General features: G+C 39.6%; 20 protein-coding genes. 4 read left to right on the top strand and 16 right to left on the bottom strand.

The window, feature by feature from the left end; all coding sequences use genetic code 11:
- Positions 1 to 12: 12 nt before the first annotated feature.
- The 8 genes from HPE56_RS15185 to HPE56_RS15220 form a co-directional block, all read right to left on the bottom strand.
- Entirely contained in the window at positions 13 to 1,437 is a 1,425-nt protein-coding gene (locus tag HPE56_RS15185; protein WP_188244598.1) for a CCA tRNA nucleotidyltransferase, read from the bottom strand.
- Between the two features lie 2 nt (positions 1,438 to 1,439).
- Positions 1,440 to 2,000: an L-threonylcarbamoyladenylate synthase gene (locus tag HPE56_RS15190; protein ID WP_188244599.1), complete on the bottom strand. Its 561-nt coding sequence runs from the start codon at positions 1,998 to 2,000 to the stop codon at positions 1,440 to 1,442.
- A gap of 380 nt (positions 2,001 to 2,380) precedes the next feature.
- Entirely contained in the window at positions 2,381 to 3,451 is a 1,071-nt protein-coding gene (locus tag HPE56_RS15195; protein WP_188244600.1) for a CDP-glycerol glycerophosphotransferase family protein, read from the bottom strand.
- 63 nt (positions 3,452 to 3,514) lie between these two features.
- Positions 3,515 to 5,356, bottom strand: a complete 1,842-nt coding sequence (locus HPE56_RS20580; protein WP_188244601.1) for a CDP-glycerol glycerophosphotransferase family protein — start codon at positions 5,354 to 5,356, stop codon at positions 3,515 to 3,517.
- The gene (locus tag HPE56_RS15205) at positions 5,356 to 6,039 is read right to left on the bottom strand and encodes a phosphocholine cytidylyltransferase family protein (RefSeq protein WP_188244602.1); all 684 of its coding nucleotides are present in this window, start codon (positions 6,037 to 6,039) and stop codon (positions 5,356 to 5,358) included. Before HPE56_RS15205 ends, HPE56_RS20580 begins: the two co-directional genes overlap by 1 nt.
- Positions 6,036 to 7,217, bottom strand: a complete 1,182-nt coding sequence (locus HPE56_RS15210; RefSeq protein WP_188244603.1) for a hypothetical protein — start codon at positions 7,215 to 7,217, stop codon at positions 6,036 to 6,038. The genes HPE56_RS15205 and HPE56_RS15210 overlap by 4 nt, the downstream gene beginning before the upstream one ends.
- A gap of 347 nt (positions 7,218 to 7,564) precedes the next feature.
- Positions 7,565 to 8,362: a glycosyltransferase family 2 protein gene (locus HPE56_RS15215; protein ID WP_188244604.1), complete on the bottom strand. Its 798-nt coding sequence runs from the start codon at positions 8,360 to 8,362 to the stop codon at positions 7,565 to 7,567.
- Between the two features lie 242 nt (positions 8,363 to 8,604).
- Positions 8,605 to 9,420, bottom strand: a complete 816-nt coding sequence (locus HPE56_RS15220; RefSeq protein WP_188244605.1) for a 2,3,4,5-tetrahydropyridine-2,6-dicarboxylate N-succinyltransferase — start codon at positions 9,418 to 9,420, stop codon at positions 8,605 to 8,607.
- A 105-nt stretch (positions 9,421 to 9,525) separates the two neighbouring features.
- On the opposite strand from HPE56_RS15220, the gene ruvX reads away from it, so the two are divergent.
- Genes ruvX through HPE56_RS15235 form a run of 3 tightly spaced genes read left to right on the top strand, consistent with a single transcriptional unit; the run spans position 9,526 to position 11,004 of the window.
- Positions 9,526 to 9,936, top strand: coding sequence for a Holliday junction resolvase RuvX (gene ruvX, locus HPE56_RS15225; RefSeq protein ID WP_188244606.1), 411 nt, complete (start codon positions 9,526 to 9,528; stop codon positions 9,934 to 9,936).
- Entirely contained in the window at positions 9,937 to 10,527 is a 591-nt protein-coding gene (gene def, locus HPE56_RS15230) for a peptide deformylase (protein WP_188244607.1), read from the top strand.
- A 57-nt stretch (positions 10,528 to 10,584) separates the two neighbouring features.
- Positions 10,585 to 11,004 (top strand): DUF5606 family protein, encoded by a 420-nt coding sequence (locus tag HPE56_RS15235; protein ID WP_188244608.1) that lies wholly within the window; start codon positions 10,585 to 10,587, stop codon positions 11,002 to 11,004.
- 72 nt (positions 11,005 to 11,076) lie between these two features.
- Here the strand turns inward: HPE56_RS15235 and HPE56_RS15240 are convergent, their stop codons facing one another.
- From HPE56_RS15240 to HPE56_RS15275, 8 genes are all read right to left on the bottom strand, one after another.
- The gene (locus HPE56_RS15240; protein ID WP_188244609.1) at positions 11,077 to 12,585 is read right to left on the bottom strand and encodes a S10 family peptidase; all 1,509 of its coding nucleotides are present in this window, start codon (positions 12,583 to 12,585) and stop codon (positions 11,077 to 11,079) included.
- A gap of 42 nt (positions 12,586 to 12,627) precedes the next feature.
- Positions 12,628 to 14,244 carry a family 20 glycosylhydrolase gene (locus HPE56_RS15245; protein WP_188244610.1) on the bottom strand — a complete coding sequence of 539 codons (1,617 nt, stop codon included), beginning with the start codon at positions 14,242 to 14,244 and terminating at the stop codon, positions 12,628 to 12,630.
- 25 nt (positions 14,245 to 14,269) lie between these two features.
- A complete protein-coding gene (locus HPE56_RS15250; RefSeq protein WP_188244611.1) occupies positions 14,270 to 14,920 on the bottom strand; it encodes a GDSL-type esterase/lipase family protein in 651 nt (216 codons plus the stop codon).
- Between the two features lie 183 nt (positions 14,921 to 15,103).
- Positions 15,104 to 15,682: a PepSY-associated TM helix domain-containing protein gene (locus HPE56_RS15255; protein ID WP_188244612.1), complete on the bottom strand. Its 579-nt coding sequence runs from the start codon at positions 15,680 to 15,682 to the stop codon at positions 15,104 to 15,106.
- A gap of 185 nt (positions 15,683 to 15,867) precedes the next feature.
- Positions 15,868 to 16,917 (bottom strand): ACR3 family arsenite efflux transporter, encoded by a 1,050-nt coding sequence (gene arsB, locus HPE56_RS15260; RefSeq protein WP_188244613.1) that lies wholly within the window; start codon positions 16,915 to 16,917, stop codon positions 15,868 to 15,870.
- Positions 16,918 to 16,920: 3 nt separating this feature from the next.
- Entirely contained in the window at positions 16,921 to 17,550 is a 630-nt protein-coding gene (locus tag HPE56_RS15265) for an arsenate-mycothiol transferase ArsC (RefSeq protein WP_188244614.1), read from the bottom strand.
- A gap of 18 nt (positions 17,551 to 17,568) precedes the next feature.
- Positions 17,569 to 18,456: an arsenite methyltransferase gene (locus HPE56_RS15270; RefSeq protein ID WP_188244615.1), complete on the bottom strand. Its 888-nt coding sequence runs from the start codon at positions 18,454 to 18,456 to the stop codon at positions 17,569 to 17,571.
- Positions 18,457 to 18,502: 46 nt separating this feature from the next.
- Positions 18,503 to 18,832 (bottom strand): ArsR/SmtB family transcription factor, encoded by a 330-nt coding sequence (locus HPE56_RS15275; RefSeq protein ID WP_188244616.1) that lies wholly within the window; start codon positions 18,830 to 18,832, stop codon positions 18,503 to 18,505.
- A gap of 460 nt (positions 18,833 to 19,292) precedes the next feature.
- On the opposite strand from HPE56_RS15275, the gene HPE56_RS15280 reads away from it, so the two are divergent.
- Positions 19,293 to 22,514 (top strand): SusC/RagA family TonB-linked outer membrane protein, encoded by a 3,222-nt coding sequence (locus HPE56_RS15280; protein ID WP_223170336.1) that lies wholly within the window; start codon positions 19,293 to 19,295, stop codon positions 22,512 to 22,514.
- Positions 22,515 to 22,517 lie beyond the last annotated feature (3 nt).

Consider the following 22,517-nt stretch of genomic DNA (forward strand, 5'->3'; position numbering starts at 1 on the left):
AAAACAGATGTATTACGGTTTAGGGGTTAAACCCAATTTTATTCCTTTTTGTACCATAAATTCTTTGGCGGCTTCATATTCATTGGGGATTTCACCTTCTAGAATGGCCTCTTTGATGGCAGCTTTTATAATCCCTATTTCCTTGGAGGGTTTAAGTCCAAAGAAATCCATGATTTCTTCCCCGGAGATCGGGGGTTGGAAATTACGCACATGGTCCCGCTCCTCAACCTCTATGATCTTGGCCCGTACCATTTTGAAGTTGTTCTTGTACTTCTTTTGTTTTTTAGGGTTTTTGGTGGTGATATCCGCCTCGCACAGGGTCATTAGGTCATCAACGAAATCACCGGCATCGAACACCAATCTCCGAACAGCGGAATCGGTTACGAATTCTTCGGCCAAAACAATCGGCCTAGAGCTCATCAATACCATTTTTTGAACGAATTTCATCTTGTCGTTCAAGGGCATGCGCAATCTTTTAAAGAGTTTATAGACCATTTTAGACCCTATGAATTCATGGGCATGGAAGGTCCACCCGATTTTTTTATGGAACTTTTTGGTAGGGGCCTTGCCAATGTCATGTAGTAGGGCGGCCCAGCGCAACCAAAGGTTTTCTGTGGTCTTGGATATGTTGTCTACAACTTCGAGGGTATGCCAAAAATTGTCCTTATGCCTTTGGCCTTCAACTTCTTCGATACCCTCCAAGGCCGTGAGTTCGGGAAGTATGTAATCGAGAAGTCCGGTCTTATGCAGTAAGGACAGTCCGATGGAAGGTTTAGGACAAGCCAGTATTTTATTCAGTTCATCAACAATCCGCTCTTTGGAAACGATTTGGATACGTTCTTTGTTTTCGGTGATGGCCTGTAATGATTTCAATTCTATGGTGAAATCCAATTGGGTGGCAAACCGTATGGCCCGCATCATACGTAAAGGGTCATCGGAATAGGTGATACCGGGCTCTAAAGGAGTTCTTATAATCTTGTCTTCCAGGTCGGAAATCCCGTTAAAGGGATCCAATAATTCCCCAAAACTTGATTTGTTCAACGATAGGGCCAAGGCGTTGATGGTGAAATCCCGGCGTTCTTGGTCTTCTTGCAATGTGCCATCCTCAACAAAGGGCTTCCGGCTATTGCGGTCATAGCTTTCTTTTCGTGCCCCTACGAATTCCAATTCCAAATCCCCATGTTTTATCATGGCCGTTCCAAAATTCTTAAAAACCGATATTTTTGGATTTCCAGATAACTTATGGGCAACTTTTTTGGCCAATTCAATGCCACTGCCAACAGCCACTACATCAATATCCTTGGGATTGCCTCGCTGTAAAAAATAATCACGTACAAAACCACCGATCACATAACTCTCCACATTAAGCTCGTCCGCGGCTTCTGAGAGTATATTGAAAATCGGATTATTTAGTGCCTCTTGGTAGTTCTTCTGCATCGCTATTCGCGGATTATTTTAACGGTACTATCGTTACTTAACTTAATAATTGATGAAGGTGGTCCGTTTTTTTTATCGTGCTGCAAATTTACAATATAGTCGACACCTTTTAAAATATGGTCCTTTATTTCATTAAAACTTCGGGGTGTTGGGTCACCGGTTATATTCGCGGATGTAGAGATTATGGGTCTCTTGAATTTGTTGATCAAGTATTGGCAAAATTTGTCCGAAGCGACCCTTATGGCCATGGTGTTGTCCTGGGCAATGGTGTTTTGCGCCAACCCGAGTGGATTGTCATAAATGATGGTTGTTGGTTTTGTGGCTAGATCCAAAATGTCATAGGCCACCTCAGGCACTTTTTCTACATGCCTTTCGAGCATGGCATCATTGGCCACCAAACAAATCAAGGCTTTGGAATCTTCACGTTGTTTTAAGGTATACACCTTTTTTACCGCGGTTTCATTAGTGGCGTCACAACCAATGCCCCAAACCGTATCGGTAGGGTAAAGGATGAGTCCGCCATTTTCCAAAATTTGGATGCATTGCTTTATTTCTTGATTCATTTAATTGTATAGTCTTGGTTTATTTTAAGTATACCTATTTGATAAAAACTCATTTTTAAAAGTTGAAAAAGGGTCTTAAGGAAACCTTGATTTTTGACTAATAACTCAGTCGTTTACTGAAAAATTAATCCTTATGAAAATAACTTAAATAAAAACCTTTGATGATTACAAATATAAATAATCTTTTTGAGGGGGGATTTAGGATTGGGGAAAGTGACCAAACCCTAGTTTAAGAAATGGTCCTGGATTGGGTAACTGCATAGGGCCTGATCTAGTTAGAGTTTGATTAAGGATTGATAAAGCTAACACTTTATCGCTTTCGACTAGGATTATCTACTATTTTAGGCTAATAAATATCTTGAAAGGATATTTGTTTTTCATTAATTTTCAGGAAGCGTAAATGGCTTTGAAAAACTTTTGATTGTAAAGTATCCCAGTTTTCTTCTTATTTTCCATTTTCTGGCTAAATTAATGGGTTTGTTTTTTAGATAAGATTTGTCCTTATGCAAAAAGAGGGTGGAAGCCTCTATAATTCTTAAGCTCGATTGGCCGTCATAATAAGGATGGATACTTGATATATATTTTGAAATATGTTCTATTTTCTTGGTCGGATATGTTAAGGCATACGATAATGCTCCCTCTATTTGGGATACTTCATTCACATTGATAATGTAATCTTGCGGAATTTTGTGACGGAAGGTTACCACTGGTTTCCTTTGTAGCAAAAATTCTTGAATTACGGATGAAGTATCCGATAACAATATATCAGCTTGGTGTAACAAGGGAATTATGTCTGTGGTATCGTAATAGAGAAAATTCTCTCCTTGTAAACTTTTCCACTTGGATTTAATGTCCTCCGGTAATTTTGGATGTAAAATTTGTAAAAACTTGAATATTCCCTTCTCCGATAAGGTCTTTATTTTGTTAAATAACTCTTCGTCAAAGGCTAAACTTAATTTTTTTGTGAATGTTGAGGCTATTAGAATTGTATTTCTTTGATTTCCCACTTTCTCTGGAATAGGGAACATGGCGTCCATTTTGGACCATCCTGTTTCAATAACCTCAAAATGGGGGTGTTCTTTTTGTTTTTCCTTAAATATACTCGTTGTAGAGGGGCCTTGGGTACAATAAAGATCAAAAAAACCGCGAATCCGAAAATGCCCTTTTCTGAAATTTCTTTTTTCTGCATTAAAGCCGTGAAAAATCTGAACTTTTAAACCCGGAAAAAAATCGGGAACTACATTGGCAGCGGTTAGTATAATATGGGGCTGATATGTCAAGACTTCCTCAATGGTATTTAATGTACTTGTAATGAACGGATTGTGTTGTTTGGCTTCAGAGGTCTCTAGAAACCACTTTACTTCATGATTTCTTTTCTTTATTTCTTTATATAAGGGTTTTCCGATTGGGAAACCATATGAATATGAAATGTAAATTAGGAATTTATACATTTTTCAATACTTGTAAAGGGATGTTCAAAACTTCCGTAAAAAATGGTTTCAACTTCAAAGGTCTTATTTATCATTAACTGTACTTTGTTTTTGCTTGATCAATCTGCGTAACTCGATATACCTTGACCAAACCCCAAGCGCATTTAAATAACAGATGGTGATTCCTTTTCGTCCGTCCAAGAATCCCAGTCGCAAAACATAATGGTTAAGGAATTTATAGAGGGGCCTGAATATAAAATGATAGAAATAAGGCTTCTTGTTTTTTTCGTATTCCTCTATGGCCTTCATCTGGCCGTATTTGATCATCTTGCCCTTATAGTCCTGGTAGCTACTGTAGGAATAATGTATCAATCTGTTTTTTAAGACACTTGATTTACCGTCGATAAGTAACGTTTCATGAACAATCCGTTCTTTGTCGAATTGAACCTTGCTTTTTCTGAAAAGGCGGTAATTCTTATCGCTTTGCCATCCACTAAACCGTAAGACTTTGTCCTTGAACATAAAGGTTCTCAAAAACATATAAGCAACAGGATCTTCCTTATCGGAGTTTACTGTTTTTAAGATTTCGTTTTTAAGGGGGTCGGTCAGTCGTTCATCAGCGTCCATGAACAATATCCAGTCGTTCGTGGCTTGGTCCATGGCAAAGGCTTTTTGATCGGTATAATTTTTAAAGGGACGTTGTATAAGTTTAACGTGCGGGTATTTTTTTATGATATCAATAGTGCCGTCGGTACTATTGGAATCTACAACGATGATTTCATCAGCAAAGCTTATGTTCTCCAAAACAGCTTCGATATGATTGATTTCATTATAGGTAATCAATAAAGCGGATAGTTTGTTCTTTTTGTTTCCATTCCATGGATTTGTAATGGGTTTACCGAACAAATTGTTGATTTTCAATTTTCGGGCCAAGGATAAATCCCTGGTTTCAGGTACTCCATTTTTTCCGATGTAAGCTTCAACCACCTCAACCATACGTTTTGCCGAATTCCCGTCCCTATAGGGATGGTATTCTTGATTGACAACATCGCGTTGCGATTTAAACGGATCATTTTGAATGTTATCAAGTACTTTTTCTGTAAGGCCTTTATATTCCCTAGAATCATCCCATTGGATATTATCGGCGATATTTCTAAAGGAAATTACGGGTTTGTCCAAGAGGAGGAATTCATAGATTACCGAAGAAGTATCACTGATCAACACATCGGCTAAGAGTAAAAACTTGATGATGTTTTTTTCTTCTTGAAAGATGATATTCGGAATCCGTTGGCTAAGGCTTTTATAGGCAGTGATCCATTTCGGATCCATTAGGTCATGGAATTTGATGAAGATCACATAGCCCGTGGATTGGGCAAGTTCCTCGATTTCATGCAACAAAAAGGGAGCGGCAGTGAGCCTAGGGGAAAAGGTAGGGGCGAAAAGTATGATTTTATCCGTATCAAACTGCCTTAAAATGTGTTCCTTATCCTTTTGGTAGGCATTACGGCTTTTGCCATAAACATCCAATTTGGGCCAACCGGTCCCTATGACCTCAAAGTTCTTGTGTTTTGCTTTTAATTCATTGAATTTTTTGGTGAAGTAAGGGCCTTGGGTCAAATAAAGGTCGAAATAATTCCGAATATGGAAATGTCCTTTCTTTTCTCCGGCCAGACCGTGGAATATCTGCACTTTAAGACCCCTTAGGTAATAGGGTACCTCGTTGCCAGGCACGAAGATGGCATCCGCTTTGAACAATTGCAAATCCAAAATGCTAGTGGTGAATTTTTCCCTCTTGAACGGAAACCCACCAAAAAGTTTTTCGGGAATATACCACAGGTATTCATGGGATTCTGATTTCAGTACTTCCTGAATAGGGTCCATGATCCCGAAAGCATAGGCATTTTGACAAAAAAGAATGACCTTCATTAACGAAAAAGATTATTTACATTATCCAGATCCTCCTTGAAATCGATCTCCATACAGTCAAATGCCGAGATATCGACAGCACTTATTTGAATTCCGTCTTTTTCTATGGCCAGTTCCAAACCGCGTTCAAAATAGTCATTGTCATCACATTCCTCCAATCTTGTAATGAAGTTTTGGATGTCTTTTTTTGCGATAAAGTTGATGCCAACGGCCTCACCTAATCCGTTTTTCACCGTTTTGGAAAGCTCGTTGATATAATCGTTTTTTAAAGTGTATTTTACTTCCTCTTCAGCCACCTTACTGGTATTTACCGCGACAAAGGATTGTTCTTTCTGAATGTAGGGGGCTAATTCCTTCAATAAACGGGCATCAAAAACAACGTCGCCATTTAACCAGAGTACCGATTGGTCTTTGTTCTTTTTTAGGGCTTTCAGCAAGCTTTTTGATGTATTGGTCCTATCAAAAAAAGGATTGTAGATAAAGGAGACTTCAGGAAAACGTTCCATGATCAAGTCTTTTTTAAAACCGACTACAATATTGACATCATCTATATTGAAATATTCCTTTAAATTATCCAATTGCATGCCCATGATGCTCTTTCCGTTGCTTAAAGGGGTCAGGGGTTTGGGAAATGGATTGCCCAAACGGGAGCCGATACCTGCTGCTAAGATTACGATTTTCATAATTTATTCGGTTTTAAAGTGTTTTTCTTGGTCATAAAATCATCAATGGCCATCGCTCCTTTTTTACTAGCGGAATAGTGTTCATCAATATAGAAATTATCTGTGAAAATTTGTTTTTGGGTTGCTAAATACTGGTCCTTTTTTTCTTCAAATTTATGTAAAGCAGTTTCAAATTCATTAATCACCTCGATTACTTCACCGGTTTTCCAAAATCTGTGGTTTAGATCGTTCTTCCATTTGTCTTTAGGAATCTTTAAGGCATTAATGAATACTGAGGGTCTTGGTTTTATCCCAAACTCAAATATTTGGCTGGACACATCGCCAAGATAAATATCGGAATTTAGGGTATAGCTCATATTTGAACTCTTTATACTTCCTAAATCAATATGGATGTTCTGGGCATTGAAATATTTTTTGTCAATGATACTTGGTTTTAAAAAGCCTTTTCTATTAAAGAGATAGATATGTGGGGCAAAAACCAGATTGTAATCCTTTGAATTGTAAAAATACTCAAGGACATTTAATCCATGGGTATACCAAGAAGAATTTATTTTGTTGAAGTGCGGATTATATAAAACAGTGGGTTTGCCGTTATTGAATAAGGGGGTATCTTGTTTATCCTTAGAAACAATATCAAATTTCGAATATCCAATTATGGCATGGTTAGCTATTAGAAGCTTTTCCTTCTTTAGGCGTTCTACATAAAAATTACCGCACAAAAGTGCCAGATCGAATAGTTTTACCGCAGGTTGAAAGGAGTAACCCCTGCCAGGTGCCCCATGATTCGCGATTATTAAGAATGGTTTCTTTTTCCCACCTCTGGCCTTGTGGATAAAAGCATGGTTTTTTTCTGTGAATACCAAGGCATCATAGGTGAGAAATAGATTTTTGTGTTTTCTGTACAAATAAACGGAACTGGGCTTTTTCCTACCTGTTATTTTATCAATAACCTTTCTGAACAGAGGTTGTTCCAATGGTTTAACATGGATATTTTTTGCTTCGAGAAGTTGTATTAAACCGTATAGATAGTTATGGTCCGATTTATAAGTAAGTATGTCCACTTCATATTTTCCGTTTTTTGAAAGTTCTGATGCTATCCCGATAAAATGGGGAATATGATGGATTTCCTCAAAGTATAAAAACCCTATTCTAATTTTTTCGTCAACCTTTTTATCCAAAATAAATAATTTAAAAATATGATAAATCCTTTAGGGCCTTATTTATCATAAAACAAATCCAATCAAAAAAATCAATTTTGGATATTACCTATCCCCTTGAGTAAAGTCAAGTGGGATTATCTTAATAGTTCCATAATTGTTAACGCGGGAAACACGAACAACAAATACGCAATAGACAGCTCTTTGTTATGAATAAAATAGATGTTTCAAGAGTAAATAATACTGCGTATATGATAGTAATGATTGAATGAAATTAATCCCATGCAAACCTACCAAAATAAAACGTCGAAAAAAACAAGGAATTCAATTAGTATGGGCTAAAAAAAGAAGATTGGTGTAAAACGGAATCAAGGCATCGTCTTGAAAACCCCGGACCACTGTTCCTCCTGCTCTAGGCGTTGTAGTTCACGGTAGCGTTCCAAATCACAAAAAGCATCGAGCTGGCAAATGATTATCCCTTTGGTGCCATCCAAAAATCCCAATCGAATGATATAGCTATTAAAGAATTTCCATATAGGTTTAAGAAGCAGTAGGGCATAACTGAACTTTTTGCCCTTGACAAAGGCTTCCTTGGCTTTTAGCCTGCCGTACATCATCATTTTGTTTTTGTAAACCCCATAGTCCTTATAACAATAATGTGTGAGTCTATTTTTGAATTTACCCGATGTACCGTTGATGTCCAACGTTTCATGAACTATTCGTTTGTCAGAGAAGTTCACTTTGCTTTTTCGAAATAGGCGATAATTTTTATCAGTCTGCCATCCGCTGAAGTGCAACCGTTCATTTTGGAACATAAATGTTCTATAGAACCAATAGGCAACATGTTTCGGATGGTTATTGATCGTTTCCTTGATTTCCTTTTGAAGTTCTTCCGATACAACTTCATCGGCGTCCAAAAACAAAACCCAATCGTTATTCGCCTGTTTTAAGGTAAAGGCTTTTTGGGCGGTAAAGTTCTTGAACGGATGTTGAATGACCTTAACCTTAGGATGGTTCAAAAGGTATTCATACGTACCATCGGTACTATAAGAATCCACGACAATGATCTCATCCGCAAATGAAACGGATTCAATACATTTTTCAATATATCCTACTTCATTAAAAGTGATCACTAAGGCGGTTACTTTTTCTTTGGTTAGAGACATAGGTTTGATTTCATCGGATGGTTAGACCAATTGGTATTTCTAATTAACAGAAAAAAAAGGGAAAAAGTATGTACAATACGTAAATTTCCTACAATTTTTCGAATCAACTAAAATATTTCAGTTTAATTAGGGCATTCACAATAGGTTGGATTCCTATCGATAATTGTATTGGTTAACAATCAGAAAGACAAAAACCCTACTCAAAGGCAGGGTTTTATAATAATTAATTTTTAAATAGGATATTAAACGGCTACATCGTACTCGCGAAGTGCATCGTTCAATGATGTTTTTTTATTGGTACTTTCCTTTCTTTTACCAATAATCAATGCACAGGGTACCTGAAATTCCCCTGCAGGAAATTTTTTGGTATAACTTCCAGGTATTACGACCGAACGGGCAGGAACAACCCCTTTGGTCTCAATAGGTTCATCACCGGTTACGTCTATGATCTTTGTACTCATGGTTAAAACCACATTGGCACCTAAAACGGCTTCTTTCTCTACGCGGACTCCTTCCACAACAATACAACGGGACCCAATAAAGGCGCCATCCTCAATAATTACCGGGGCGGCCTGTAATGGTTCAAGAACACCTCCGATGCCAACACCACCACTTAAATGTACGTTCTTGCCGATTTGGGCACAGCTACCTACGGTGGCCCAAGTATCGACCATGGTGCCTTCATCAACATAGGCGCCGATATTCACATAACTGGGCATCAAAATAGTACCGGCCGAAATATATGAACCATGTCTGGCTACGGCATGGGGTACCACACGAATGCCTTTCTCTTTATACCCTCTTTTTAGCGGAATCTTATCATGGTATTCAAAAATGCCCGCTTCCAGGGTTTCCATTTTTTGAATGGGAAAATACAATACAACACCTTTTTTTACCCATTCATTGATCTGCCAACCGTTTTCGGTCGGTTCGGCACAACGGAGTTTTCCGGCATCCAATAAATCGATCACTTCCCGAATGGCTTTTTGGGTAGCGGCATCTTTCAATAATGCCCTGTCTTCCCATGCTTTTTCTATAATCTGTCTAAGTTCAGTCATGTTGCTTCTTAAAATTTTGACAAATATAAGGGGTGAAACCTTAATTGATCCTGTGTTTTTATAGTTATAACAATTTATGCTTTATTTTTGCCAAAAACATTGGAATTGGGGAGGATTGTTGCTTTGGACTATGGAAAAAAACGCACTGGAATTGCAATTACCGATGAATTGCAGATTATTGCCTCAGGGCTCACTACGGTAAATACCCATGAGCTCATTGCTTTTTTGAAAGAGTATGTAGCAGCGGAAAATGTAGAACGTTTTGTCGTTGGGGAACCCAAGCAAATGGATTATACGCCTTCACAGGCAGAGGAATTGATAGCTCCTTTCTTAAAGCATTTGGGTAGGACATTTCCCGATATTCCCATTGAAAGGCAAGATGAGCGTTTTACCTCAAAAATGGCATTTCAATCCATGATCGATGGTGGAATCAAGAAAAAACAGCGCAGGAATAAAGCGTTGATCGATGAAATAAGTGCAACACTGATTTTACAGGCTTATATAAATAGAAAATAAATGGTATTACCTATTGTCGCTTATGGTGACCCCGTGTTACGTAAAGTAGGAAAGGAGATTGAAAAGGATTTTCCCAAATTGGATGAATTGATCGAGAATATGTGGGAGACCATGTACAATGCAAGTGGAGTAGGGTTGGCTGCCCCACAAATAGGGTTGCCCCTGCGACTGTTCATCGTCGATGCAACTCCTTTTGCAGAGGATGATGATCTGACCGATGCAGAGCAAAAAACCTTGGAAGGATTCAAAAAAGTATTTATCAATGCCAAAATTAAGGAGGAAACAGGCAAGGACTGGGCCTTTAACGAAGGTTGTCTTAGCATTCCTGATGTCCGTGAGGATGTTTCCCGAAAGGATACGATTACGATTACCTATTGTGACGGGGATTTTAAGGAGCATACAGAAACCTATGATGGGGTTTTGGCCCGTATCATCCAACACGAATATGATCATATCGAAGGTATATTGTTTACCGATAAATTGTCTTCCCTAAAAAAACGCCTATTGAAAGGCCGGTTGGCCAATATATCCAAGGGCAAAATAAAGGTGGAGTATCGAATGCGATTTCCGAACATGAAAAAAGCCAGATAATTTAACGCAGTTATTTCGGTAATTATAGCATCTTTGCAATTGAAAATTTTTTAAGGAATGAGTTTAGAGAAAATTTTGTCGATAGGAGGAAGACCCGGACTTTATCATTTACTGACACAAACCCGATCAGGATTTGTGGCAGAATCATTATTGGATAAGAAACGTATCACTATCAGTGCCCATAGCAATGTAAGCGTTTTGTCTGAAATTGCCATTTATACCTTGGAAGAGGAGATTCCTTTAGGGGAGGTGTTCCAAAAAATACTGGTAAAGGAAAAAGGAGGTAAAACCTCTGTTGGTCATAAGGATGAAAAACTTAAACTGGAGGAATATTTTTTCGAGGTATTGCCGAATTATGATGAGGATAGGGTATATCCCAGTGATATTAAAAAGGTGATACAATGGTACAATATTCTTCAAGAGAACGGTATTACCGAGTTTGTTTCGGAAACTGAGGAAGCCTCGGAGGAAGAATAAGGAACCTTAATATATTATAGTTTAAAGCCCGGACCAAAACAGTCAGGGCTTTTTTATATTCCAACGGTACCGCTACTTGGATGTGGCCTTTATAAATTCGGAAACATCGTTTTTGAATTTCACCAAGGAAGGTTCATGGGTGTACATCATGTGCCCAGCTTCATAATATTTCATAATAATATTGTCCTTGGATTCTTTGGTAAGGCCTAAATGGTTTATGCTGTGTTCCACACCATAGAATACCGTGGCAAGGTCATAAATGCCATTTAACACCAAGACTTTCATATTGGGGTCTCTTGAAAGGGCTTCAGCCATATCAATTCCTGTATTTATGGCCGCTTGGGTGCCCCATCGATTATTTCCTTCATGTGACCAATCCCATTTAAATCCTTCACGGCTGCCCGCAGTAATGGTATAGGTGAGCTTTTTGTTCACTTTGAGTGTTCTGTGTAGGTAATCCAGGAAACCGGTAATATAGGCTGGTGAAATGGCCGTGCTTTGTGGGTCGTGGCTCCCTTCCTGTGCCAAAAGGTCTTGGTTTATACCTGTAAACCTGGAATCCAAACGCCCTACGATTTCCCCTTTGTCCCTCAAAAATTCCGCAAAAAATTCACCGGCGGTGACCCTAAGGTCCGCTTTGACCCAAAAAGCTTCTGAGGTACCCGTATAGGCAGCCAATTTAGAAGCCATTTCTTGTTTTTCGTTACGGGTCAATTGGTCTCCTTTGAATAGGGCAGGAGTGTATTCGTTTTCGGTGAAATCGCGTATTTCTTCTAAAAATTGGTAAACATCCTCCGGTTTGTCAGTAATCTTATCATGGTACCAAGCGGTAGCCGCATAGGTGGGAAAATGTACAATGTAGGGCAAATCATCATTGGGTGGAAATAATAACGTTCTTAGGTCAAAAACAGCGGAAACCATGATCACCCCGTTCATAGCGATACCTTGGTTCAAAAGTTTGTTCATGACCCCGGCATTCCTAAAGGTCCCATAACTTTCCCCTAAAAGATATTTCGGGCTGTTCATTCTGTCATGGGCAATTAAAAATTGGGTAATGAACAAGGATAGGCTTCGAATATCTTGGTCAACGCCCCAAAAATCCTTGAATTTTGCCTTGCCAATAGGGATACTGAGTCCAGTACCTACCGGATCTATCATGACCAAATCCGCAACATCTAAAATAGAATGGTTGTTGTTCATGATCTTATAGGGTGCGGCAGGTGTTGCTATAGGATCGTTAACGACAATGCGTTTTGGTCCAAGGGCTCCCATATGCAGCCAAAAGGACGATGACCCGGGACCGCCATTGTACGCAAAAACAATGGGTCTTCTCCTAGTGCCCGAAGAACGTTTGTCCTCCCCCTTTTCGTAATAGGTATGTCCCATTAAGGCAATGGGCTCGTTGTTTTCATCCCTAACTTCAAAAGTGCCCGCTTCCGCAGTCAAATAAATGGTCCTGCCGTTGATATTGACACTTTGCATCGTTTTCGATATTTCCGCTTTGGGAATGGTGTCATTTGCTTTTTGGGCAATCGTCCCCATTCCTACAAGCATGAAAACCAAGAGTACAGCTTTTTTCATTGTATGGTGGTTTTGTTGGTTTCAGTGATGGACTTAGGGGTGTTAGTCCTTCTTTATTTCCTCATACGAATATTTACTTTTTTTCCAATCGATTAAGGGGGATGCATAATATTTGACATTCATGCGGTCTAAATAAGGGGCCTGATTGGCCAAACGTACCTTGTAGTTTTCCCAATCGCGATTTTCCTCGGATGTCCAGCTGAGTTCGGAATAACCAATGATCCTCGGGAATGCCAGATATTCCAATTCACCGATATTGCTGATGGTTTCTGACCATAAGGGAGCCTCAATACCGAGAATGTTCTCCATAGGGATGCCTTCATATTCCTCGGGTGTCCATACATAAGCGGAATCAACGGGGATATATGCAGCCCAATGTAGCCCGTGTTTAGAGAGCGTATCGTATTGCATGTCTAAATAGGCTCTTTTGGCTGGTGAGAGGATAAGCTTCATTCCTCTTTTAATGGCCTTTTGTGCATTGTCCCCATTGGACCAATATTGGGAAATGGAGTTGGAGTCTACGTTGGCGGATGCGATTTCATCCCATCCTATCATTTGTTTGCCATGCTTTTGTACGATTTTCTCAACGTTTTCAACAAAATAGATATAATCGTTCTTTTTGGTAACGTGACTTTCATCCCCGCCAATATGAAAATAAGGACCGGGGGTAATGGCTGATATCTCGCGTATGACGTCATCGATAAAACTGTATACGGTATCTTTTCTGGTATCAAAGGTGCTGAAACCTACCCGAGTACCTTCATAGAGCTTGGGGGTTTTTCCATTGCCATTTAAAAAGGGGTAGGCTACGGATGCCGCATTGGTGTGCCCAGGCATATCCACCTCGGGAATAATGGTCATATGGTGCTTTGCGGCATAGGCGACGATGTCCTTGTAATCTTCCTGGGTGTAAAAGCCACCGGCCTCACCTCCGACTTCGGTACTTCCACCAATTTCAGTCAATTTTGGCCATGACTTGATTTCAATACGCCAGCCTTGATCATCGGTCAAGTGCAAATGCAATACATTGATCTTATAGTAAGCCAAAAGGTCTATATATTTCTTGACATCGTCAACACTGAAGAAGTGACGGGCCACATCGAGCATGGCACCACGAAATCCAAAGGTAGGGTTGTCGATGATCTTGCCTGAGGGTATGGGCCATATGCGTTGCTCGGCCAATGTGTCATTACTCTGTTCGGGAATGATCTGCCGCAATGTTTGTATACCCCTAAAGGCACCTTCGGCGGTATTGGAATTTAAAATGACCGAATCTTGGGTAATATAGAGTTCATAGGATTCCGGGGCATTCAATTCAAGACTGTCCGATTGATTGATATAAATAATGCGTTCAACAGGAAGGGTTCCTTCTTCATTGACAGGAACATCCAAATCAATCTTGGCTTTGATCTTATCGGCTAAAAACCGACCTATTTCCGCAAATGACGCATCGCTTTGGTTGGTGTAAATGGCCGTATAACGGTCAAGGCCGAAAGCCTTGTTCGTTGGAACCACCTTCAAAGGTTTTGGAATGAGGTTTTCGAGGGCCAGATCGGTTGGTGGAAATTCAATCTGTTTTTTTTGTTCTCCTTGGCAAGCCACAAATAATGCGCTGATGAATAGTACGGTCAGGACTCTTGTTACGATGGATTTGATCATAATGATTTACTATAACGATGGTTAATTAATGCTCAACAAATGGTTTTAATACGGAATACCATACATCGTATCCCTTGGTGTTCATATGTAATCCGTCTTCGATAAAATAATCGGGAATCAATTTGCTTTTGTTTAGCATGGGGTCCCAGACATTCGCATATTCGATAAGATTGTTTTTTTTACTAAGCCTTTGCATTTTTCGATTCAAACGTTGGTATTTGTGTCTGAAATCCCATCGTGCCAAGCTCGGTTTGGTGGAAATCAGGATGATTTCAGTTTCCGGTTTTTCCGTTCGGATCGTATGTACGATTTGCTCAATGGTACGAACGACGTTTCTTGGTTTCTTTCCTGATGCAATATCATTGTCCCCTTCATAAATAAAGACCTTGTTAGGCTGGTATTTGAGGATCAGTTCATCGGAAAGGGCCAGAAGGTCTGACGCATGAGAGCCTCCAAATCCCGAATTAATGATTTGATGGTTGGGAAACCGATCTTGCACATCTTTCCAGATTCTGATGCTTGAGCTTCCTGTGAATAAGATCGTTTCGGTAGTTGGGTTCCAAAGCGTATCATATTTTTTTGTGATATGGTCTATATCACTTTTGAAGCGCCCGGGATCTTGGGAGTTGACATTTAGGAGTATAAAAAATAATAGGGATGTTGTTAAGAACCTCATGGTTGAAATTTGAACCTTCAAGATACTTCTATTATTTGAATTCGTCAATACCTGTGGGTCTTAATTCAAAGGAAAATCCAAAACTTAAATGGAGACTCTTACGAGTGCCAATGCTACGATTCATTCTTTGCGCATGTGGACCTAAAGCGAATCCCCAATCCCTTCGCGAGGGCTAGATTCCTATTATGATCTGGATTTGCTTTTTCTCATTCTTTTTGGGCCGTACCAAAGCCAAAATCCCGTAATCGTGAAAATGAGCAGGGCAATGCCCATAATAGTGGAGTAAATAACCTTAATTTGACCGTTCGAGGTATTGAAATACCAATCCAGGATGGAGCCATCGTGAATGTTCTCAATGAGGTCGCTATACCTTTTTTCAATGTGCAATACCTTTCCCGTGGCACCATCGAGCTGAATACCCCAAAAATGATCCTTAAAAATGAATTTTACCGAGCCTTTTCCTTTCCTGACATCAATGCGGTCAATCATGGGAGATAAGTCGGGAGCGACTGAATCGTGCAAAACGGCAATGGCCTTGGTATGCAGACTGTCTAAGGGCAACCATTGTTTTAGGTCCGTTGAGGTGCCAACATAGGTTTCGGGCATTAAAATGCCATTACTGTGTTTTTTCCAGCCCAATAGAAGTGCGGTGATCGAAACAATAAAGAAAAAGATGAACAGTGCTGCGCCCGTAATTCGGTGTATTTTTCGAAATATCCTTAAAATTCGGGCCTGTTTTATTCTTTGGTTCGGTTTCGTCATCCTCGTTTTCAACTATATATTATGATTAGGCCTTTATAATTTGATTATGGATTAGACAAAGTAAAGACAGTTTTTGCCAATGGTTTAGAACTGGGAAAGGGACAAAAATATTATTTTAATATGGATTAAAAAAAACACTGGTTTTTGGGCCAGTGTTTTTTGGGTTGTATTTTATTCTTATAGTCTTAAGCTGTGATTTTTGGAAAATATTTTTTACGCAACCAAAACGAAACCCGAACCAATAGGATTAGGGCAGGGACTTCGACCAATGGACCGATGACCCCTGCAAAGGCTTGTCCGGAATTCAGTCCGAAAACAGCTATGGCAACCGCAATGGCCAATTCGAAATTGTTTCCGGCCGCTGTGAATGCCACGGAAGCTGTTTTGTCATATGTAGACCCTGTTGCCTTGGTAATGAAGAAACCGATAAGGAACATCAAACTGAAATAAATCAAAAGCGGAACGGCGATAATCAAAACATCCATGGGAATTTGCACTATCAATTCCCCTTTGAGTGAGAACATGACCACAATGGTAAATAAAAGCGCGATCAAGGTTATTGGGGAAATGGTCGGGATGAATTTCTTCATGTACCATTCTTCTCCTTTGAGTTTTACCAAAATCAATCTACTGAGAATTCCCAGTACGAAAGGGATGCCTAAGTAGATGGCAACACTCTCGGCTATGGTTCCAATTGAAATGTCGACGATAGCTCCTTCAAATCCAAAATAAGGGGGGAGAACGGTAATGAAGATCCAAGCGTAAAAACTGTATGCGAAAACTTGGAAAATACTGTTCAATGCCACCAAACCTGCCCCATATTCGCTACTGCCTTCAGCAAGGTCATTCCATACAAGGACCATGGCAATACAGCGGGCCAAACCGATCAAGATCAGTCCGACCATATATTCGGGATAGTCCCGTAAAAAAGTAATGGCCAGAATGAACATTAGAACAGGACCGATGATCCAATTGAGGATAAGTGAGATCGATAGAATCTTGGTATTACGGAAAACTTTGGGCAAAAGGGAATAATTCACCTTGGCCAAAGGAGGGTACATCATTAAGATCAAACCGATGGCAATGGGGATATTGGTCGTTCCACTACTGAAGGAATTGATGATATCCGGAAACGAAGGGATAAAGTATCCAATGCCAACACCCAAGGCCATTGCAATAAAAATCCATAGGGTTAGATAGCTGTCGAGAAAACTTAATTTTTTCTTTTGTACCATTTTTTAAGAATTGATTTGGGAGAATACATAAAATAATTCTGTAGCGATCTGTAAGCTTCTTTCCTTATATTTTTCAGCTTGCTGCGGTGTATTGTCAAAAGCCTTTGGGTCTTCAAAGGTTATCGGAATCCGTTTTTCCGCACCCGCGATAAAAGGGCAGCCCCCATCGGCCTGTGAACAGGTCATAATGGCTGCAAATCCTGATTTTGGATTGAATTCATCATCCAGTTTTTTTGAAAAACCAATAACCGGATGTTCGTTCGCGGCATATTTAATACTGTATACTGGATTTGGTCCTTCAGAAAGCAATTGGATTTCAAAGCCCGAATTTTGCAGCGTTTGGGCGACCATGGGGAAAAGGGCGGTAGCCTCAGTACCACCCGAATAGCAATGCACATTTGGGATATTGAAGTGATAGGCCAAGGTCTGTGCCCAAATTTGGGATAGGTGACTTCTTCGTGAATTGTGGGTGCAAATAAAGTTTATGCGTATCGTTTCTTTATCATTGACCTTTGATTGGATAAAGTCGATCAAGGGTTGAAGGGTTTCTTTGCGTTCGTCGGTGATAGTTTCGATGTTGAGCGCTGAAACAATATCCTCTATTTTTTCAAAAAGGGTGTGTGTGGTTGTCATTCGTATTTTGTTTAACTATTAGCAGCAACCACTATTTGGGGTGCATGATGATCCGGCTTGAATCTCGGAAAGGTTTAATTTTGTTTTTTCCTGTGTGGTTCCTTTCTTCTCGGCATAAACCGTAATACTAAAAATCCCGGTTTCACCTGTATTGAATGTACTTACTTCTTCTTCGGAAAGATACTTGCCAAGAATGTCATCGGGAATGACAATGGGCTTTTCTTTTTGTATTTTCAGATTTTGAAAACCTTCGTCCAACATTAGCTGTAGATAGTCCTCTTTTTGAATCGCGCCAGCAACACAACCCGCATACATTTCTGCGTCTTCCCGAAGGGCATCCGGTAGTGCACCGACCAAAACAATATCGGAAACACTGAAATGACCACCCGGCTTTAAGACCCTATGCATCTCCGCAATAACTTTTTTCTTATTAGGAACAAGGTTTAGAACACAATTGCTCACAATAACATCGGCCATATTATCGCTAACTGGCATATCATCGATATCCCCTGTTCGGAACTCGACATTGTTGTATCCCAATTTTTCCGCATTGATTCGGGCTTTCTGAATCATAATGGGGGTAAAGTCAATACCGATGACCTTGCCTTCGGCACCGGTTTCGTGTCGGGCCACAAAACAATCGTTTCCGGCACCCGAACCTAGATCGATAACGGTATCCCCTTTTTTTATTTTGGCAAATTGGGTGGGAAGGCCACAGCCGAGACCAAGATCAGCTTCTTCGGCATACCCTTGGGTTTCCGAATAGTCATCCATCATTATATGGTATACTTTGTTTGAGGGTGTTGTGGCTCCACAACAGGATGAGGCATTTTCAGCCTTGCCCTGTTCTGCTATTTTAGCATAGCGTTCCTTGACGATATTCTTAAGTTCTTGTTCTTTTTTCATATGTATTATAGTATTGCGATAAAACGATTGATTGCCCAAAAAAATATCAGCAACAATTTTTGTTGTCGATATCCTGATCTAAGAATTGCAACATTACTCTTTTCATATTTGTCCAGTTTTCCTTATCGATGCAATAACAGACACTGGTACCTTCCACATTACCTTTTATCAATCCTAACAGTTTCAATTCTTTCAAATGCTGGGATATGGTAGGCTGGGCCAGTCCTATTTCATCGACCAGATCCCCACAGATGCAGCCTTCTATTTTAAACAGATGTTGTAAAATGGCTACGCGCGCAGGATGTCCAAGGACTTTTGCGAATAATGCAATTTCATTTTGTAAGTCGGTAAACATTTCCGTTTTGGTCAATCCCATATCAATATGTTATTAGTTCATTGCAATATTACAATTAAGTTCTTGAATTCCATAAAAAATGGAACATAATTTTATGTTGCATAAAGACTATAATGGGAAATGTTATCGATGTGCCTTCACCGTGTATATAAAAATTATAGGTGCTCCTAGTTGTAGCTTGAATTTCTTCAAATCCATTCTTGTTTTAAAGTTTCTTTTGGGTTGATTATGCCCTGATCTATGGGGGAATCGTCTAACAAACACATAATTAGAAACTTAGGGTGTGATACAAATGCTACGCACTAACTTAACCCTAAAAGGACTGATAGTTTAGTATGAAAAAAAGATAAATAATGAGTAGTGAAATTTTATTTGTTGATATAATTTTAACAGTAAATTAATACAAATAACATGATTTTCTGCTCAAGGAAACCATGTTATTTTCAATACTAACACAAACTAATTTTTTAAATTCAATTTCATGAAAAAAAAACTTTTTCGTAGTACGTTGTATTTAGGAATCATGTTGTTTTACGGTTTTGTGCAGGCACAGAGTGTGTCGGGAACTGTTACCGACGGCAATGTTCCTTTACCTGGGGCCAGTGTATTGGTCAAGGGTACAACAAATGGAACTCAAACTGATTTTGACGGAAACTATTCTTTGTCAGATGTCAGTTCAACGGATCAAATTATTTTCTCTTACATCGGAATGGTTTCGCAAACGATTACTGTAGGGGAACAAAGAACAATCAATGTAGTGCTTGAGGAATCCCTTGAGGCACTGGAAGAAGTTGTGGTTGTAGGTTATGGTACGCAAAAGAAAACTTTGGTGACCGGTGCCGGTGTAAATGTTAAAGGGGATGATTTGGCGTCCCTGAACACGGGTACGGCAATGGAAGCGCTACAAGGTATTGCTGCAGGGGTAAGTGTCACTAGAAATAATGGGCAGCCAGGTGCTGGTACACGGGTTACTATTCGTGGTTTGGGGACTATCGGTAATTCAAACCCTTTATTTATTGTCGATGGGGTTGCGGTAGGGGATATCAATTATTTGAATCCTTCTGATATCGCTTCCGTGGACGTTTTAAAAGATGCTGCTTCTTCTGCAATTTACGGATCAAGGGCTGCCAATGGTGTCGTTCTTGTAACAACAGTTAAAGGGCGTAAAAACAGTGCTGCAAAAATCACTTACGACGGCTATTACGGTTTTCAGAAAATCTATAAAAACCTTGACCCCCTAAATGCACAGGAGTATATGTACTTTATGGATGAAGGTCGCGTAAATGATGGTTTGGAACCTTTTGATTGGCAATCGATTCTTACAAATAATTCTTGGTTGAATGATAATTATGCAGGACTTGGAACCCAATTGGGGGAAGATGTCTGGTCAAGACTCCAAAATGGATGGGAAGGAACCAATTGGATCAATGAAATGGCCACAAAGAATGCTACCATTGAAAGCCATGCGGTAAATATTACCGGTGGTAGCGAGGATATAACCTATTCTGCAGGTGCTTCTTATTTTAATCAACGAGGTATTTTGGGAGGAGATATTATAGATGCTGGGTATAAAAGATTGACCACAAGATTGAATACAGAAATAATATTGAGGAAGAATAGCGAACACTCCATTATAACAATCGGCGAAAACCTTACCTATACAAACACGGAAAACAGAAGTGCCGCAACGGGTAATATCTATTGGAATGATTTACATAATGCATTGGTACAAAACCCATTAATGCCTGCCTATTGGCAACCCGCCATAGACAATAATGTAAATGAGTTTGGATATACCCCCACATTGGACGGATGGAATACCGGACAAACCAACCCTTTGGCCGTGATGTATTATCGCAATAACTATAATTATAATAAGGGCAATAGTCTTGTGGGTAATGTCTTTGTTGAGATTGAACCTTATAAAGATTTAAAGCTGAGGTCAAGTTATGGTATCAATGCATGGTTTGGACACTCTAGATCAATGAACCCAACTTATAATTTAGGGGTTCTGTATCAGGATTATGTAGATGGAGCAACACAAAGTCAGTACATTGGTAATAACCAGACATGGACTACAACCCTGTCTTATAAACGTCAATTGGGAGATCACAAGATAGATGCCTTGATCGGAACAGAACTTTATCAAGATCAATTGAATAATAATATTTCTGCTTCAAAATCGAATTTATTATTTCCAGGAGATCCTAAATATGCGTATTTGAACAATACCCAAAGCCCTGAATCAATTAGTGATATTAGCGCGTCAGGTGCCGATTGGGCTGCCGGTGGTGGAGCTATACTTTCGTATATGGCCAGGGCTCAGTACAATTACAAGGAAAAGTATCTTTTTACGGCTATTATGAGGGCGGATGGATCATCTAATTTCGCAGAGGATAATCGATGGGGTTACTTCCCATCAGTATCTGCAGGTTGGGTTTTGACCGAAGAGGATTTTATTGGCTCATCCGATATTTTGAACTTTGCCAAATTAAGGGCGAGTTGGGGTCAGAATGGGAATCAATCCATTCCCAACTTTATTTATTCATCGCAAATTACCTATGCATTTCCAGGTTACTTTTTTGGAGACACAAAACCTGTTTCAGGTCCAACGGCTTATCCAGAAAGGGTGACCAATCCTGATATTAAATGGGAAACCTCTGAACAACTCGATTTAGGTTTTGATGCCAGATTTTTTGATTCAAAATTAAATTTGGCCTTTGATTACTACAAAAAGACAACCAAAGACTGGTTGGTAGAAGCCCCTGCCTTAGGAACTTCAGGTGCCTTGCCTCCGTATATCAATGGTGGTGATATAGAAAATAGCGGTGTTGAATTAGTCTTGGGTTGGAATGATAATTCCCATGATTTTAAATATGGTGTCACGGTTAGTGGGGCCTATAATAAAAATGAGGTTACGAAGATTGCCAATTCAGATGGTATCATTCATGGTCCAAGCAATGTGTTGGCCCAAGGTACTTCAGAAGTATCAAGGGTAGAAGTCGGTAAACCCATAGGTTATTTCTATGGTTATAAAACAGCCGGTATTTTACAGAATCAAGACGAAGTTGATGCCTATGTAGGTCCAAGTGGGGCGCCATATTTTGATGATCAACGTCCAGGCGATGTGCGTTTTGTCGATCAAAATGCTGATGGGGTTATTGATGAGAATGACAAGATTATGTTGGGTAACCCGAATCCTGATGTAGAACTTGGTCTACAGTTGAATTTCGAATATAAAGGATTCTATGCGAATACCACGTTGACCGGTAAATTCGGTATGCAGATCATGCAATCCTATCGTTCGTTCGCGGATAGTTTTAAACAAAACTATACTTCTGGGATTTTCAATCGTTGGCATGGGGAAGGAACCTCCAATACTTTACCCAGGTTGACTTATGGCTCCAACAGGAATACGAACTTCATTTCAGATATTTATATGCATGATGCGGATTATTTGAGAATCAATAATTTGACAGTCGGTTATGATTTTACAAAAGTTCTTGAGAAAATAACTGCTATCTCGAGCCTTAAAATGTATATGTCCGTAAATAACTTACATACGTTTACAGGTTACAACGGTATGGACCCTGATGTCCGCTTTAGTGGCGATGATGAAAATTACAGTTGGGCTTCCGGAATCGATCTTGGTCTTTATCCATTACCTAGAACGGTTATGTTTGGATTAAATATGGGCTTTTAATTT

It is taken from the genome of Maribacter aquimaris, from assembly GCF_014596745.1.
Lineage (GTDB): Bacteria > Bacteroidota > Bacteroidia > Flavobacteriales > Flavobacteriaceae > Maribacter_A > Maribacter_A aquimaris.

What these genes read in the sequence shown, in the direction of transcription:
- def (WP_188244607.1), top strand. Translation starts at nt 9,937, where the DNA reads ATGGTATTACCTATTGTCGCTTATGGTGACCCCGTGTTACGTAAAGTA.
- HPE56_RS15205 (WP_188244602.1), bottom strand. Translation starts at nt 6,039, where the DNA reads ATGAAAATCGTAATCTTAGCAGCAGGTATCGGCTCCCGTTTGGGCAAT.
- HPE56_RS15280 (WP_223170336.1), top strand. Translation starts at nt 19,293, where the DNA reads ATGAAAAAAAAACTTTTTCGTAGTACGTTGTATTTAGGAATCATGTTG.
- HPE56_RS15240 (WP_188244609.1), bottom strand. Translation starts at nt 12,585, where the DNA reads ATGAAAAAAGCTGTACTCTTGGTTTTCATGCTTGTAGGAATGGGGACG.
- HPE56_RS15235 (WP_188244608.1), top strand. Translation starts at nt 10,585, where the DNA reads ATGAGTTTAGAGAAAATTTTGTCGATAGGAGGAAGACCCGGACTTTAT.
- HPE56_RS20580 (WP_188244601.1), bottom strand. Translation starts at nt 5,356, where the DNA reads ATGAAGGTCATTCTTTTTTGTCAAAATGCCTATGCTTTCGGGATCATG.
- HPE56_RS15270 (WP_188244615.1), bottom strand. Translation starts at nt 18,456, where the DNA reads ATGAAAAAAGAACAAGAACTTAAGAATATCGTCAAGGAACGCTATGCT.
- HPE56_RS15255 (WP_188244612.1), bottom strand. Translation starts at nt 15,682, where the DNA reads ATGACGAAACCGAACCAAAGAATAAAACAGGCCCGAATTTTAAGGATA.
- HPE56_RS15275 (WP_188244616.1), bottom strand. Translation starts at nt 18,832, where the DNA reads ATGGGATTGACCAAAACGGAAATGTTTACCGACTTACAAAATGAAATT.
- HPE56_RS15220 (WP_188244605.1), bottom strand. Translation starts at nt 9,420, where the DNA reads ATGACTGAACTTAGACAGATTATAGAAAAAGCATGGGAAGACAGGGCA.
- HPE56_RS15265 (WP_188244614.1), bottom strand. Translation starts at nt 17,550, where the DNA reads ATGACAACCACACACACCCTTTTTGAAAAAATAGAGGATATTGTTTCA.
- HPE56_RS15215 (WP_188244604.1), bottom strand. Translation starts at nt 8,362, where the DNA reads ATGTCTCTAACCAAAGAAAAAGTAACCGCCTTAGTGATCACTTTTAAT.
- HPE56_RS15245 (WP_188244610.1), bottom strand. Translation starts at nt 14,244, where the DNA reads ATGATCAAATCCATCGTAACAAGAGTCCTGACCGTACTATTCATCAGC.
- HPE56_RS15190 (WP_188244599.1), bottom strand. Translation starts at nt 2,000, where the DNA reads ATGAATCAAGAAATAAAGCAATGCATCCAAATTTTGGAAAATGGCGGA.
- HPE56_RS15195 (WP_188244600.1), bottom strand. Translation starts at nt 3,451, where the DNA reads ATGTATAAATTCCTAATTTACATTTCATATTCATATGGTTTCCCAATC.
- HPE56_RS15250 (WP_188244611.1), bottom strand. Translation starts at nt 14,920, where the DNA reads ATGAGGTTCTTAACAACATCCCTATTATTTTTTATACTCCTAAATGTC.
- arsB (WP_188244613.1), bottom strand. Translation starts at nt 16,917, where the DNA reads ATGGTACAAAAGAAAAAATTAAGTTTTCTCGACAGCTATCTAACCCTA.
- HPE56_RS15185 (WP_188244598.1), bottom strand. Translation starts at nt 1,437, where the DNA reads ATGCAGAAGAACTACCAAGAGGCACTAAATAATCCGATTTTCAATATA.